The organism is Marinobacter sp., assembly GCF_048259445.1.
Classification (GTDB): Bacteria; Pseudomonadota; Gammaproteobacteria; order Pseudomonadales; family Oleiphilaceae; genus Marinobacter.
In genome coordinates this window covers 118,316-134,317 of record NZ_JBLXHQ010000003.1, presented here as the reverse complement: position 1 = coordinate 134,317, position 16,002 = coordinate 118,316, and the positions used below count along the sequence as shown (strand labels likewise).

Annotated in this window: 12 protein-coding genes and 2 pseudogenes; all 14 read right to left on the bottom strand. The window is 49.0% G+C overall.

Annotation, left to right across the window (positions count from 1 at the left end; translation table 11 throughout):
• Window positions 1–206: 206 nt before the first annotated feature.
• Window positions 207–2,147, bottom strand: a complete 1,941-nt coding sequence (locus ACN0RL_RS03355) for a polysaccharide biosynthesis protein (RefSeq protein ID WP_417513690.1) — start codon at window positions 2,145–2,147, stop codon at window positions 207–209.
• Window positions 2,140–3,324: a DegT/DnrJ/EryC1/StrS family aminotransferase gene (locus tag ACN0RL_RS03350; protein WP_417513688.1), complete on the bottom strand. Its 1,185-nt coding sequence runs from the start codon at window positions 3,322–3,324 to the stop codon at window positions 2,140–2,142. The genes ACN0RL_RS03355 and ACN0RL_RS03350 overlap by 8 nt, the downstream gene beginning before the upstream one ends.
• A 61-nt stretch (window positions 3,325–3,385) precedes the next feature.
• Window positions 3,386–4,042 carry an acetyltransferase gene (locus tag ACN0RL_RS03345; RefSeq protein ID WP_417513686.1) on the bottom strand — a complete coding sequence of 219 codons (657 nt, stop codon included), beginning with the start codon at window positions 4,040–4,042 and terminating at the stop codon, window positions 3,386–3,388.
• 5 nt (window positions 4,043–4,047) lie between these two features.
• The gene (locus ACN0RL_RS03340) at window positions 4,048–4,653 is read right to left on the bottom strand and encodes a sugar transferase (protein ID WP_417513684.1); all 606 of its coding nucleotides are present in this window, start codon (window positions 4,651–4,653) and stop codon (window positions 4,048–4,050) included.
• Window positions 4,654–4,659: 6 nt separating this feature from the next.
• On the bottom strand, window positions 4,660–5,826 hold the full coding sequence (locus tag ACN0RL_RS03335; RefSeq protein WP_417513682.1) for a glycosyltransferase: 1,167 nt from the start codon (window positions 5,824–5,826) through the stop codon (window positions 4,660–4,662).
• Window positions 5,827–5,841: 15 nt separating this feature from the next.
• Complete coding sequence (gene wecB / locus ACN0RL_RS03330; protein WP_417513680.1) at window positions 5,842–6,972, bottom strand: non-hydrolyzing UDP-N-acetylglucosamine 2-epimerase; 1,131 nt, start codon at window positions 6,970–6,972, stop codon at window positions 5,842–5,844.
• Between the two features lie 28 nt (window positions 6,973–7,000).
• On the bottom strand, window positions 7,001–8,119 hold the full coding sequence (gene wbjC, locus ACN0RL_RS03325) for a UDP-2-acetamido-2,6-beta-L-arabino-hexul-4-ose reductase (RefSeq protein WP_417513678.1): 1,119 nt from the start codon (window positions 8,117–8,119) through the stop codon (window positions 7,001–7,003).
• A gap of 3 nt (window positions 8,120–8,122) precedes the next feature.
• Entirely contained in the window at window positions 8,123–9,160 is a 1,038-nt protein-coding gene (locus ACN0RL_RS03320; RefSeq protein WP_417513676.1) for a polysaccharide biosynthesis protein, read from the bottom strand.
• An 80-nt stretch (window positions 9,161–9,240) separates the two neighbouring features.
• Window positions 9,241–9,417 (bottom strand): annotated as a pseudogene (locus ACN0RL_RS03315) (acetyltransferase); the annotation flags it as partial.
• Window positions 9,418–9,814: 397 nt separating this feature from the next.
• A complete protein-coding gene (locus tag ACN0RL_RS03310) occupies window positions 9,815–10,924 on the bottom strand; it encodes a glycosyltransferase (protein ID WP_417513674.1) in 1,110 nt (369 codons plus the stop codon).
• 297 nt (window positions 10,925–11,221) lie between these two features.
• Window positions 11,222–12,277: an EpsG family protein gene (locus tag ACN0RL_RS03305; protein WP_417513672.1), complete on the bottom strand. Its 1,056-nt coding sequence runs from the start codon at window positions 12,275–12,277 to the stop codon at window positions 11,222–11,224.
• Between the two features lie 183 nt (window positions 12,278–12,460).
• A pseudogene (locus ACN0RL_RS03300) lies at window positions 12,461–13,394 on the bottom strand (IS5 family transposase).
• Window positions 13,395–13,516: 122 nt separating this feature from the next.
• Window positions 13,517–14,674, bottom strand: a complete 1,158-nt coding sequence (gene wecB, locus ACN0RL_RS03295; protein ID WP_417513936.1) for a non-hydrolyzing UDP-N-acetylglucosamine 2-epimerase — start codon at window positions 14,672–14,674, stop codon at window positions 13,517–13,519.
• Window positions 14,675–14,681: 7 nt separating this feature from the next.
• Window positions 14,682–15,959, bottom strand: a complete 1,278-nt coding sequence (wecC, locus tag ACN0RL_RS03290) for a UDP-N-acetyl-D-mannosamine dehydrogenase (protein WP_417513670.1) — start codon at window positions 15,957–15,959, stop codon at window positions 14,682–14,684.
• Window positions 15,960–16,002: the final 43 nt, after the last annotated feature.

Below are 16,002 nucleotides of genomic sequence, written 5' to 3'. Positions count from 1 at the left end.
CCTACCCTTCCATTACCGTCTTCATAAGGGTGAATCGCCGAAGCCGTAAGCAGGCCAATTGTCCAATTCCCATGTATACATCAATGAGCCGTTCGCAGTGATCTATCGGCTCACATTAACTCAAAAATTGAGCCGATAGAAGTATTCTAACGGCTCACTTGAGACCGAGGGGCGGGGGAAAGAGGGCAAGCACCTCTAAACTTCAATCAAACAGGAAGGCGATGTATTTTTCCTTTACCTTCTTTCGCAAGAGACACCTCATGCCCCCCATTACACCAAACAAGATCCGCCACATTACCATTCGGCGCAAATCCAGTCGGTGCACTTTTCAGAGTCTCAACAATCTCCCGACAGTCGAACTCCTGGCTGGCGCGTGAAAGCTTGCTCAACACCAACTCCAGCTCATCCCAGGCCATGGATACTTCTCGCGCCATCATGATGCGCGGGTGGGACGTGCCCTGAGGATCATCACCAATCAACAATTCCTCAAACAGCTTTTCACCCGGCCGCAACCCCGTGAAGACAACCTCAATGTCACCCTCCGGCCGATCCGGTGTTTTTTCCACAAGCCCCATCAGGTGAATCATCTTGCGAGCCAGGTCGGCAATCTTCACCGGTTCGCCCATATCCAATACAAACACCTCACCACCACGGCCCATGCTGCCAGCCTGCAGAACCAGCTGGCTGGCTTCAGGAATAGTCATGAAGTAACGAATGATATCCTGATGCGTAACGGTAATCGGCCCGCCATCGCGAATCTGATCACGGAACAAAGGCACCACCGAGCCGGAAGAGCCCAGAACATTGCCAAAACGAACCATAGAGAAAATGGTTTTGCTCTGCCGCTGCGCAAGACCCTGCAGCACCAGCTCCGCCATGCGCTTACTGGCACCCATTACATTGGTAGGGCGGACAGCTTTGTCGGTCGATATCAGAACAAACCGCTCAACTCCCGCTGAAATAGCTGCCTCAGCCGCATGCAGCGTGCCAAACACATTGTTCTGAACGCCTTCAATCACATTGTGCTCAACCAGCGGCACGTGCTTATAAGCTGCGGCATGGTAAACCGTTTCAATACGGAAACTGCGCATCACCATCTCACACCGGCGACGATGCACCACACTGCCAAGAAGCGGATGAATCTCCACATCAAGCCCGTCAATCCGGTTGATGGCCTGTAGCTCCCGCTCAATGGCGTACAGGGAATATTCGGACTGTTCAAACAGAACCAGAGCCCGGGGCCGATGCTGGATAATCTGCCGGCAAAGCTCGGAACCGATAGAGCCACCGGCGCCCGTTACCATCACCACCTTGTTATACAGACTGGCCGCAACCTGGGCGTTATCCGGCCGTACCGGATCCCGACCTAACAGGTCTTCGATTTCCAGATCGCGGATATCGTTAATGCGGGCTTGCCCTGCAACCAGCTCAGACATGGAAGGAACCGTCTGAACCGGCAGTTTCAATGACTCCAGCCGTTTAAGAAGCTGTCGGCGATCGATCTGCTTCTCAACATCCAGTGCCAACAACAACCGTTTTACACCATGAACGCGAACGGCCTGTTCAAGGTCGTTCAGAGCAACCACTGGCACACCAGCAATAAGGGCTTTGTGATTGGCGTCCAGTAAACCAATGAACACCACGGGATGGTATTCCGTGCCCTGCTGCAACGCCTTAGCCAGCTGAGCGCCGGTTTCACCCGCACCCACAATGGCTACCCATTCTTTGCCACGGTTAGAGGTGTGATGCACCAGCATGCGCACACTCATCCGGCTGCCACCTACGAAAATGAACGCAAGTGCTGCATAAATTATCGGAACGGAGCGTGGAATCTGAACCTGGAGGCTATAGCCGAGAATGATCAATAACAGGGCGGAAGTGCCAACGCCCATGATGATGGTCAGGAAGGCTCGGTCGCTCATGTAACGGACAACGGCGCGGTAAAGACCGAGACGGACAAAAACGCCTAAAGTGAAAACGACCGTAAGAGCGGAGACCAGCAGCTGCCCCTTGTTGGGTAACCAGAGGCTCTCGTCTAATCGCAGTGCAAAGGACGCCCAAAGAGCGAAGAGAAGGGCAACCGCATCCACGCCGACAGAAACAATACGTTTATGAAAGCGCGATAGCTTTAAAAACGATTCAAACATCCGCAGGCACCGCATTTTTCATAATGCTCGTCAAAACATCACAAGTTTTAGCAATTTCGTCGTCTGTCAAAGTTGGGTGTACTAAAAACATTAAACTGGTCTCTCCCAGTTCGTGAGCAACAGGCAACGGCGTTTTGGGTCGCCAATCTGTTCCATCGAACGCTTTCTCAAGATACACCTCTGAGCAGGAGCCCGAGAAGCATGGAACACCTGCCTCCGCAATTGAATTCAGAATGCGATCACGGCTCCAACCCTCTGCCAGCCTATCCTGCTCAACAAATACATAACACTTGTAGGCAGCGTGCTCAATATCCGCAGGTACCTCCGGTACCCGCAAGCCTGGTAGGTTTCGGGCACACTCCCAGATCCCATTGGCATTCCTTTGTCTCGCTTCCCGCCACTCTGGCATACGGGCAAGCTGAATACGCCCGATTACACCCTGCATTTCCGTCATGCGCCAGTTGGTTCCAAAGCTTTCGTGCAACCATCGGAACCCAGGCGGATGTTGGCGTTCATAAACAGCGTTCCAACTCTTACCGTGATCTTTATATGACCACATACGTGACCACAAGTTACGATCATTACAGGTAACAGCACCACCCTCGCCTCCAGTGGTCATAATCTTGTCTTGGCAGAACGACCAGCAACCCACATCACCGATGGAACCAACCGCATGCCCCTTGTAGCGGGCACCGTGGGCCTGAGCACAATCTTCAATTACGAACAGATCATGCTCCGTAGCTAATTCCATGATCGGATCCAAATCACAAGGCCAACCAGCCAGATGCACACAAATCACCGCACGGGTGCGTTCAGTGAGCACCGCCCTAACCGTTTCGGCTGTAATGTTCTGGGAATCCGCATCCACCTCCGCAAATACCGGCACCGCACCCGCCGTTACAATGCTGGAAACGGAAGCCAAAAACGTACGGGGCGTGACCACCACCTCATCACCAGGGCCAATACCCAGTCCTTTCAAAGCCAGATCAAGCGCAAGCGTACCGTTAGCCAGAGCAATGGCGTATTCAGAACCTGCAAACTCAGCAAATTCCTTCTCAAACTCACGGCATTCCGTTCCGGTCCAATAATTGACCTTATTGGAAAGCAGAACATTTGAAACAGCGTTGGCTTCTTCTTCGGTGAAGGAAGGCCATGGAGAGAAAGGTCCGTTTAGCATGGATACTCTGTTTGGTTTCGAGTTAAAGTAGAGTGACTGTCGTGGTTTGAACGTGATCGCATCAAGCTTTACGAGGCTCGAAAATCTTCGCTGGGTTACCGACGACAGTAACGCCCGGTGGCACATCCTTGGTTACCACAGCGCCCATCCCAACGATCGCACCCTTGCCAATCACCAGTGGTTTATCAGGTGAGCCTTGCTTAATAACCGCGCCAGTGCCGATATAGGCATGATCTTCGATAACAACGTTGCCGTTACAGCGCACCGCCGGAGCAAGAGTTACATAATCGCCAATCACACAATCATGGGCAACATAACTGTATATGTTTGCGTGAAAGTACTTACCAATCCGAATATTGGAGGTTAACTGCGTGAAGTGGCAAAAAATTGCGCCCTCGCCAACCGAAACTTCATCCAGCACCACAGTGTTGTCAGCCTCCACGGTAAGCGCCGGAATATTATCGCCCGCACATTTCTGTGCCAGCTCCTCCCTGACCACGCTGTTAGCAATTGCGAGAACCACCTGTTTTCCCGGAGCGTCGTCAGCCAAAAACTGTTCGTAGCTAAGAACCTTGTATCCATTCATCGAAGGACCGACATCACCATCATCGACAAACACGAGTTCGGCGTCGACCACCTTCAATTGTGCGCGAACCAAGGGTAAAACTTCTCGCCCGAAGCCACTTGCGCCGTATATACCGACAAGAACTTTGGCCATATTAATTAGTCTCCTTTTCGATCTTTTCCAGTGAATCGAGACATAGTTGCCTCCCCCTCTCCACTGATCCCTTCCCTTACCAACACCTTCTTCACAGTTAGAAACAGGATTTTAAAATCTAGCCAGAGTGAACGATTCTCGACATACCACACATCCAACTTAAACTTATCCTCCCAGGAAATCGCATTTCGCCCGTTCACCTGGGCCCAGCCAGTTATACCGGGGCGAACTTCATGGCGGCGGAACTGTTCTTCCGAGTACAGCGGCAGGTATTCCATCAACAACGGGCGGGGGCCCACCAGGCTCATCTCGCCTTTCAACACATTCCAAAGTTCTGGCAGCTCATCCAGACTGCTGGATCGCAAGAACTGACCAAACCGCGTCATCCTCTCTGAATCCGGCAATGGGTCACCTTGGGCATCCATCGCATCCTTCATGGTGCGGAACTTAATCATCTCGAAGGAATTGCCATACAGGCCCGGACGAGTTTGACGAAAGAAGACAGGAGAGCCGAGTTTACGTTTTACCTCCCATGCTATGACCAATATAACCGGTGCAAGGAGTAATAGGCCGAAAGTGGCGGCCACGATATCGCATAGTCGTTTAAACATACGAGACTAGTCCTTGGGGGGGCTTTCAGTGAATACGAAATCCCTTAATCTTTCAGCAAAATAAGAAATCTGCAGCCGTTTTTTAACATTCTCGCCAACCGTGAAGTTGTCTTCGACTCTTTCTTCAAGAGAAAATAAACACTGAACCAAGGCATCATGATCGGCAGCACAAACCAAACCAACGTTAAGCTCACCTACCCACCGAGCCACGCTGGTTTCAGCTCCGCACACGGCCAACACTCCCGAACCAGATAAAGCATAGCCTGAAGTTTTACTGGGAAAGGCATATTTAGTTACCTCATCATCAATCGGCAGCAGTGCCCAGCGATGATCATTAACAAGTGCAGCGGCTTCAATTGCGGGGATGAAGCCCAGGTAGTCTACTTGTTCGTACGCATCAGCCAGCGCCTTCACATCCGGCGTATACACGCCGCCACCGGCAAAGGTGAATCGCAGGTTGCCGCCCTTCTGCAAGTACTCGCGTATTGCCGTCATCAATAGCGGAATTCGCTGCAAGCGCCCGGCATTCCCGCAGAATATGACGTCTCTGGTGCGATGGGCCATGGGTACCGGAGTCACATCGAAAGAAGGATTATCGAGCAGGTAGATCTCGCTTTGGGTACCGCTGCGTTGCTGAACATATTCCCTCATATCGCCGGAGAGGGTGATAATGGCTTTGGCATGGCGCAGAGTGTAGTCATCAATACATTTGAGTAACCGAAATACCAATCCGTTCAACGGCACAACAACATTGGCCGCCTCTGGGTGAATATCCTGCAAGTGGTAGACGTAATTGGCGTGAAACAACCGGCAATACAAAGCTACGACGAAAGGCACAACAACAGGAGGGTTAGTGGACACGTACACATTGGCTGGTTTTGTCCTTACAAGGCTGACGAAGGTCCAAAGCATGAAGAATATCGCTTCAGCTATACGCTTGACCAAACCACTACCAGATGTCGTGTAGGCTTTGCAGGCTCGAACCTCCACTCCCTGCCCTCGGCCCTTGCCAGCCAGAAGCTCCGCTAGATTATCCTCTTGTTGAGTAATGACACACACCGAATATTGCTTCGCAGCCAGTTCGGCAAACTGCAGCAGGCCCTCCCCAATAACCTGGCTGTGAGGCCAGAAACTGCGATTCACGATAGCAAGATCCGTTTTTTTCCTTCCCATGCTGGCGATACTTCCTTAATAGCACTTCCAAACTGTTTGCATTACATAGTCTCGATAACTGTGAATAATGCGAACAACCTTATCTGCCACATTAGGCATGCTGTAATCAGCCACTAACCGCAAGGTGCGCTCATCACCACGTCCCTGAGTTTCCAAAATAGCCAGGCCTTGCAGCACACGCTCCATACCTAGGCCTACCATCATCGCCGCAGTTTCTTCCATCCCCTCGGGGCGCTCATGTGCTTCACGAATGTTCAGTGCAGGGAAGTTGAGAATAGAAGCTTCTTCGTTAATGGTTCCGCTATCCGACAATACCGCTTTCGCGCTTAACTGCAGCTTGTTGTAATCCTTAAACCCCAGAGGCTTCAACAGACGTACGTTCTCATGGAACTGCACACCCATGGCATCCACACGCTTCTGGGTTCGGGGATGGGTGGAAACAATTACCGGGTAGCCATATTGCGCCGCCACGGCGTTCAGAGTATCGACAAGAGCCTGGAAGTTTTTGTCAGAATCTACATTTTCTTCCCTGTGAGCACTAACCACAAAGAAATGTCCTTCCCTCAGACCCAGGCGCTCCACAACATCGGAAGCATCAATGTCCTCGCGAAAGTGGTTCAACACTTCAAACATCGGGCTCCCGGTTTTAATTACACGGTCTGATGGCAGGCCTTCGCGCAGCAGATAATCCCGGGCGATCGTGCTGTAAGTGAGATTGATATCCGCCGTGTGGTCCACGATACGGCGGTTGATCTCCTCCGGTACACGCATATCAAAGCAGCGGTTGCCGGCTTCCATATGGAATGTCGGAATTTTGCGGCGCTTGGCGGGGATAACCGCCATACAACTGTTGGTATCGCCCAGTATCAGCAGAGCTTCCGGCTGAACTTCAGCCAGCACTCTATCAACCGCAATAATCACGTTGCCTATCGTTTCTGCACCAGTGGCTCCAGCGGCATTCAGGAAATGATCCGGCTTGCGGATACCCAAGTCCTGGAAGAAAATTTCATTCAGTTCAAAATCGTAATTCTGGCCAGTGTGCACCAAAATATGCTCACAGTGCTCGTCCAGCTTGGACATTACACGGGAGAGGCGAATAATCTCCGGCCGGGTGCCAACCACAGTCATGACTTTTAACTTGCTCATTACGTTACTCACCTATTCGTACCATTATTCAAGCTCGGGTACCCACCGGGCATGCAAAGGTATCCGGACGCTCACGGTCAAAAATCTCATTAGCCCAGAGCATGCATACCAACTCGCTGTCGCCTTCGTTGGTGATGTCGTGAGTCCAGCCCGGTACGGTTTCCACGATCTCCGGCTTGTCACTGGAGGTGCGCAGTTCATAGAACTCGCCGCTCAGCATATGGCGGAAACGGAAGCAGGCCTCGCCTTTGATCACCAGGAACTTCTCAGTTTTGGAGTGGTGGTAATGGCCGCCACGGGTAACACCGGGGTGCGCGGTGAAAAACGAAAACTGGCCAGCATCCCGGGTTTTCAGCATCTCGACGAACACTCCGCGCTCATCCCCATGCTGGGGCACGGTATAGGTAAAGTTCTCCGGTGGCAGGTAACTCACGTATGTCGAATACAGAGCGCGAGTCAAGCCCGTGCCTACAGCCTCGCTAATCAGGTTGTCCCGGGTAGCTTTGAAGCGCTGCAGCTGTTCCGACAGTTCGCCCACAGCAATCTGATAAACCGGCTCTACGTCAACAAAGGGTATAGCCTGTGCACCACCATCCAGTAAGCTAATAAAGCTGGCTACTACGTTGTCAATATAAACCAGCTGAATCACTGAATCCGGATCATTAATCTGTACCGGCAAATCCCGGGCGATGTTATGACAGAACGTAGCCACCGCCGAGTTGTAATTAGGCCGTGCCCACTTACCGAACACATTCGGAAGGCGATAGATGTAAACCGGGCAGCCTGTCGATTGGTTCAGATCCAGCAGGGCATCTTCCGCTGCACGCTTGCTGGTGCCGTAGTCGTTATCCCGCTCCACCTGAATAGAAGAGGTATAAACCACAGAAATTTTGCGGCCGGATTCCTTCACCGCATCGCACAAAGCCTGAGTAAGCCCGGCATTGCCGGTAATGAATTCAGAAGGGTCTTCCGGGCGGTTGATGCCTGCCAGATGAAAGACCCAATTCACGCCTTTCAACAGACCAGGGAAATCAGCCTCAGTGTGCTCGCGGGTGAACGTAACTATCTCAACATCATCACGCTCACGTAAATGCATTTGCAGGTTTTTGCCAATAAAACCGTTAGCGCCGGTTACCAGTACACGCATGGTTCAATCCTCCGTGTTGAGGTATTCACCCCGTTCCAAGGCTCGAATGAAATCCAGCTTACGCAACAACGCTTGCATCCCGGCTACATCCAGGCGCTCGGTATTGTGGGAATTGTAATCCTCAGTGTGAGAGATTTTCTCTTCCCCCTCCTCCACAAACTTACCGTAATTTAAATCCCGCAGATCCGGCGGCACCTGGTAATAACCACCCTGGTCTTGCGCACAGGCCATTTCCTCCCGGCTGAGCAACGCTTCAAAGAGTTTCTCTCCATGCCGGGTTCCAATCACATTTATGGAATGCTCCGGCTTACCCATAATGTCGGTAAGCGCACGTGCCAAAGTTTCAATCGTAGCGGCCGGCGCCTTCTGCACAAACAGATCACCGTTGGAGCCATGTTCAAAGGCGTAAAGTACCAGATCCACAGCATCTGCAAGAGTCATCATGAAGCGGGTCATGTTCGGATCAGTAATGGTCAACGCCTGACCGGCACGTATCTGGTCAACGAACAGGGGAATAACCGAACCGCGAGAAGCCATCACGTTGCCATAGCGGGTACCGCAAATAACAGTTTTCTCCGGGTCCACATTGCGGGACTTGGCCACCATGACCTTTTCCATCATTGCTTTGGAGATGCCCATAGCATTGATGGGGTAAACCGCCTTGTCTGTGCTTAGGCAAACCACGCGCTTCACTTCGTTCTGAATAGCAGCTTCGAGCACGTTTTCCGTGCCGATAACGTTGGTTTTGACTGCTTCCATGGGATGGAATTCGCAGGAAGGCACCTGCTTGAGCGCTGCGGCATGGAAGATAAAATCCACGCCACGGGTGGCGTTCAGGATGCTTTGATAATCACGCACATCACCAATATAAAACTTGAGTTTGGGATTAGCGTAGCGCTTGCGCATGTCATCTTGTTTTTTTTCGTCCCGACTGAAAATGCGGATTTCTTCGATGTCGGTGTCCAGGAAGCGGTTTAGAACGGCGTTACCGAAGGAGCCGGTGCCGCCGGTGATGAGTAGTGCTTTGCTTGAGAATGACATCAATTACCCTCCAGAGGGCCACACAGTTTCCCTTTAAATGTCCCGGCTTCCAACATTCTTTGATGCTGCTGAATCTCACAGTCAGCCTCAAACCTTGTCCCTATTTCCTTTGCCGGGATACCACCAACGATTGCGAATGGAGGTACATTCTTCGTAACGACTGCCCTCGCTGCCACTATCGCACCATCTCCTACTACAACACCTGCCATAATTAAGGCCCCATTACCTATCCACACATCAGACCCAATAACTGTTTCTTGAAGCATTGGTCTACCAGAAAAAATTATTGGAACCCCAGGCAGATTATAATTATGGTCGCCCCCCGTTATTGTCACATTCGGACCCAGGAGAGTATATTTACCAATCCGAATTTTCGGGCAAAGTTTAGGGTTTGGACCAATATAAGAGAAATCGTCAGCCTTCAAGTCAGACGGAAGTCTAGCCCATCCAGAATAATAAAAACTTGAAGAAACTCCTTTTAACCCCCAAAGAAGGCGCTTTATAAACATGAAAACCGCCCTAATTAAAAACCTACACCTTTCATTATTTTTTAAAATAGAAACTATCATCGGAAAGCCTTAAAAACGACAAGAAAAATGATAGAAAATAGAATCAAAAATCAGAGAATCCTCCCAAGCTATAAAAATCTCGACACTAAGAGCATTTAATTGCCGACTCAACTGCTTGAGAAATAATATCTGACGTAATTTCTGGGCGCCTATAACTCAAATAAAAATCTCGAGCTTTAATACCCATATATAACAAATCCTCATGATTTTTTTCAACCCACAAAAAGAAACTAGTAGTATCTTCCGCCAACTTATCTATAAAAACACCTGTCTCCAAGTGTCTAATATTAAAAATCTCGCCACCTGTAATTGCATCACTATTGGTTGCGAAAGGCACCCCCATACCCATCGAAGTTAAAACTGACAACCCCGCTTGACTGGGAGAAATACAAACGATGCCTCTATTGAAAATAGAAACCAAATCTTGAGGATTATAAATCGCACCATGCATTACAACCTTATCAGAAAGCTCATTATCGATAACGAATTTTTTTGCCATCTCAAAGTCTTCACCAGAACCAATTACTTCAAGTTTTGGAATACTACCAGACACATTTACAGCTTTCCTATAATCACCCAACAAACCCATTACATTCTTTTCTTTATAAAGACTACCCACAAACAAGATTGAACATCTTTCACATTTTTCATCATATGAGTCTAGCGAAACATTCGTTGTGTTGTGAGCAACCCATATCCGATCCTTCGGCATACCAAGCCTAATGTGCCGTTCTACTGGATAATCACTATATAAAAGAACACCTCTACTTCGCTTTGCGAAGAACAATCTGACGCGATCCCAAGTAGACTTTGAGTCAAATTTATTTTCGTAAGAAGCAGTTACACCAATTCCCCAAAAAATTACTGGCGACTTAGAAAACAAAGATGCCAACATAAACCGGAGCCACCTTATATCATAAAGCCCAACGACACAGTCGAAACTGTTCATTATCTTTCTAAGATTATTCCTGTGCCATTGAAACGGCCCTACCTTTTTAGTCTCCAAATAAACAACTTTAAAATTATAACTTTGAGAGAGCGAAGTCCTATCATTAACCGCAACCGTCAAATCAAACTTTTCTGATAATATATTAAATATACAAACCCTGTAAGGCCAGACCTTGTTGTACACAACCAGTAGTTTTTTTTTGCCTTTATCGGGCAGAACAGCTTCATCGTCATTTTTAAAAATCATATAACCCTCAAGCCTAGAAAAGGACGCAACGACTCATATCCCGTTAAAATTGACTCAAAAAAATAAAAAGAATATATTTAATAAAACTCTCCATCGTAGGCATAAAACGATATTCCGGCAATATCCTTTCCAGAATCAGCATAGGAGCTATTCAGTTGATTCATACGATGACAAATTGCCACATCCACAAACAAAGCCGTCAAACGCCCGCGAATACGCTCAATATTTTTACTGACTAACTCCCGAGTCCCTCCCTGCCTCCGCAGGCATAATAAAGAAAGTCGTCAAGAACCAAAATCAAGTGTCCTGCCAAAACACCGAATATGGAATGAAGGTATAATCGATTCTAGCTTTCGTAATTGAATCGTTTATCGCCTCTGCCTCGCCGACTACACCCGAAACTCGAAGCACTGCCAAAAAAAACAAGATTAAAAATGACGACAGAACACGAGGACTTTTTAAAATATCATTAAAGCAATAGAGCCAGCAAATAGAAACCAGTAACAAAAAAGAATAAATATCATAAAGCCTATACGCTATATCAAAATAATTCCTAAGAACACCCAGAACCAAAAGCACAAAAAACAAAAAAAATACTTTTCTATCCACACGCCCAACAAAAAATGATGTAGCAAAATAAGTCACCGGCAGTCCAAAAAATAAAAATAAACCATAAATTGACATCTCAGTAGCTTCTGACTCTAAAGCATATATGTGCAACTTTTCAGATATCAAATTCCTAAAAAAGGCCAAAGCCACTATACCTAGAAATCCGGCCATCCAAAAAAAATGCTTTTTCGGCCATCTTCCAAACAAGAAAAAAATAAAGAAAAAAGGAATCACACTAAAATGAAAAAGAACTGCTAATACATAGTATGCAACTGATTTGAATAGTTGCCTCTCCAGTAGAGCCATAGCAAAAAACAAGCACGCAACACCCACGCGAATCACATTAAAGCTAAACTGCAAATAAAAACCAAGAAAGTAAAGAATCAAAAAAACAAAAGGTACCCGCAAACGCCTAGAAACATTAAACAGGAGCACCCCCTGAATTACTGAAACAAAAAACAAAAAAGCCTGAGAACTAATACCCAAAAATTTCGAAAAAATAAAAACTAAAGAGAACAATGGTTCAAACTTTAAAAAAACTAAACTTGAGCTCTCACCAACAAAAACCTCATCATACAAATAAATATATGACCAAGTGTCTTGACCAACGCTTCCCCTTAAGCCAGCCACAACAGTCATCAAAAGCACTGAAACACCAAGAAGAAAGTTAGAGGATCTAGGATGACATACCGAAAATAATCCAGCTAAAAGAATAAACCCAAGCAGAAAAATATAAATTAACAAAAGGCCCCCATCTTTAAATCATTGTTCATTCTAGAGAAGGTCTGATTAACGCCTGCTTTATCGCTAAATATTTTTTCAATTCGATAAAATACTATTTAAAAGCAATTCGGACGCAACCCTCCTTTCTATTTGTTAGTTTTTGCCCGAATCCCGCCATTTTGACGGAATTCGGGCACACTGGCCCTACACTAGTAAGTATTTTTCACCGATCAATAAGCTCGTGAACGCGGCCAGCGAGTGCAACCGGGTACTATTTTGTGCCAAGCCGCGATAGCGAACTTTGCTGTAGCCAAAGACCTGTTTGATGTAGCGGAATGGGTGTTCCACCCTGGCCCGGGCGGCTGGTTTTGAGCTTCTCGGCCTTCAGTTTACGGGCGTCCAGCTTCTTTCGAGTGCGGGGGCGTCTGGCAATGAACCAGGAAACATCTTTACGATCCTTATGCTCACCCCGCTTCTCAATTCCAAGATAACCGGCATCACTGAACACTCGCCGTTCGTCACCGTGGAGAAGGTTATCAGCGCACACGATGTCGTGGACATTGGCAGCGGTGGTATCGATGCTGTGGATCAGTCCGAGAGTGTCATCAACGCCGATGTGCATCTTCATGGCAAATGCCTTTTCAGGTCTGGTGCATCTCTGGGTCACGTTGGCCGCTTTCGCTCTTCGTGGAGCCTGGGGCAGAAATGATGGACGCATCCACAATGCTGCCTTCACGCAGCATCAAACCATTTTTCACCAGATGCTTGCTCACTTCTTTGAACAGTACTTTGCCGAGTCCTTAGCGCTCAAGGAAATGGCGGAACTTGAGAATGGTGGTTTCGTCTGGCAGGCGGTCCAGCTTCAGCCCGCAAAGTGCCGCACGGATTCAGTCTCGTAAAGAGCGTCTTCCATGGCCGGGTCGCTGAGGTTATAAAACAATTGCATGCAGTGAACTCGCAGCATGGTGGGCAACGGATAGGGTGGCCGGCCCGTCTGGCCCTTGGGATAGTATCGGGCTACCTTCTTCTCCAGCTGCTTCCAGGGAATCAGCTTGTCCATCCGCTCCAGAAAGATTTCGCGACGGGTTTTGCGTTTCTTGATCTGGTACTCGGCTTCAGAGAAGGTGATCTGATCCATGGTGGAAACGAAGCCTGCGCGGTCGACGATGACCGTATTATCGCTGATTTTAAGACTTATTCAGAGTCTCGCTAGACCTTGGCTACCGCACTCAAAAAACCTCAACGAAATGATTTAGCTGATTAATGACTAACCTGAAAATTTCTAACCAATTGTTCCTCCGACAAAATTGCAGCCGTTATTCTTCTGCACGCTTTCCCATCCCCATACGGATTGTGCGCCAAACTCATACGCTGATATACCTCATCTCCCGTCAGCAACGCCCGAAGCCGATCGCAAATATGCTCAACATCTGTACCCACCAACTCCACAGTGCCAGCCTCAACTGCCTCCGGCCGTTCGGTGGTATCACGCATTACCAATACTGGCTTACCCAGCGAAGGCGCCTCTTCCTGAATACCACCAGAATCGGTCAGGATTAGGTAAGAACGGCTCATCAGGTACACAAACGGCAGGTAACCCAGCGGCTCTATCAAGTGCACGTTATCCAGCCCGCTCAGCAGCCGATTTACCGGCTCACGCACATTGGGGTTGAGGTGTACCGGGTACACAATATCCACATCTGGAAAGGCGCGGGCCGTTCGGTTCAGCGCTTCGCAGATACGTTCAAAACCTCCGCCAAAACTCTCACGACGATGGCCGGTCACCAACACCATATGCCGGTCAGAGCTCAAGAACGAAAACTGACCCGCTAATGAGTCCGCCAAGTCAGAGTCTTTATCAAACCGCTCAACAACCCGGAGCAGAGCATCAATCACAGTATTACCGGTAATATGCACCGACTCACCAGCAATACCCTCCGCCAACAGGTTATCGACCGACCTCTGGGTAGGAGCAAAGTGCAGTGTGGCCAGCGTACCTGTCAACTTTCGATTGGCCTCCTCGGGCCACGGGGAGTAGAGGTTTCCGGTACGCAATCCCGCTTCCACATGTCCTACCGGAATCTTCTGATAATACGCTGCAAGCGTCGCAGCAAAGGTGGTAGCGGTATCGCCATGCACCAGAACCAAGTCAGGCTTAGCCTCTGCGAGAACACCTCTCATACCCTGCAGTATACCCGCAGTGACATCAGTCAAATCCTGGCCCGCTTTCATAATATTCAGATCATAGTCCGGCACCAGCGCAAATAACGACAACACCTGGTCCAGCATTTCACGGTGCTGGCCGGTTACGCACAATACCGATTGAAACCGCTCATCATCCTGGAGTGCCAACACCAGCGGCGCCATCTTGATAGCTTCGGGGCGAGTGCCAAATACCGTTAATACCTTCAAAACCAACTCCACGTTAGACCCGGCCACTGGCAACAACATCAATTACAAAATCTGCTGGCTTTGCAGAGAAATCCAGCCCCCGGAATTGCTTGTGCCCCACCAAAACCACACATATATCCGCCCGGGCAATACCCACTTCTGGCTGAACCAGCGTGCAGCCCGCTAGAGCTTCCGGCAACCTATGAATGTTAGGCTCTGCCACCAGCAGCGTGCCTACAAGTTCACGCTTTAGTTGTTGAGCAATGGCCAGAGAAGGGCTTTCACGAAGGTCATCAATATCCGGCTTGAACGCCAGGCCAAACAAGGCAACCGTGACATTCTTCGCAGTGTGGCCCGGATTTTTCAATAGAAAATCCCCCACCACAACCTTCACTTTTTCAATCACCCACTTCGGCTTGGAATCATTGACTTCCCTCGCTGTGCGAATCAGCCGCGCCTGTTCTGGCGCCTCGCTCACGATAAACCAGGGGTCCACTGCAATGCAGTGCCCGCCCACACCGGGACCAGGCTTAAGAATATTCACGCGAGGGTGGCGGTTAGCCAGCCCAATCAGTTCCCACACATCAATAGCCAGCTTGTCGCAAATCAGAGACAACTCATTGGCAAAGGCAATGTTCACATCGCGGAAGCTGTTTTCCGTGAGCTTGGCCATCTCCGCCGTGCGGGCATTGGTGACTACACACTCACCTTCCACAAAGATCTCGTACAGTTTACAGGCTGCCGCAGAACAGGCTTTGCTCATTCCGCCAATGACTCTGTCGTTCGCCACCAACTCCCGAATCACATGTCCCGGCAATACTCGCTCCGGGCAGTGGGCAACGCGAATGTCAGATTCTTCGCCATGGTTTTGGGGAAAAGTTAAATCCGGCCGAGCCTCAGCCAACCAATCGGCCATCTGCTCCGTAGCACCAACCGGAGACGTAGATTCCAAAATCACCAAATTGCCTTTCGTCAACACCGGCGCAATAGCTTTGACAGCGGTCTCAATATACTTCAAATCCGGAACATGAGTTTTGCCATCCTCAGCCTTGAAGGGTGTTGGAACCGCCACCAAAAAGGCGTCCGCCGGCTCTGGCACCAACGTGGCCCGCAGGTAGCCTTCTTTTACTGCAGCGTGAACGACCATGTCCAGATCAGGTTCAACGATGTGGATTTCACCTCTGTTTATCGTGTCCACAACATGCTGACTAACATCTATTCCAACCACCTCACGTTTGCGAGAGGCAATTACAGCTGCAGTAGGGAGGCCAATGTAGCCCAATCCAACAACGCTGATTTTAGAAAAACTCATTTCATTTACTCCAAATCCAACAATTAGTCAATAGCTAATATTT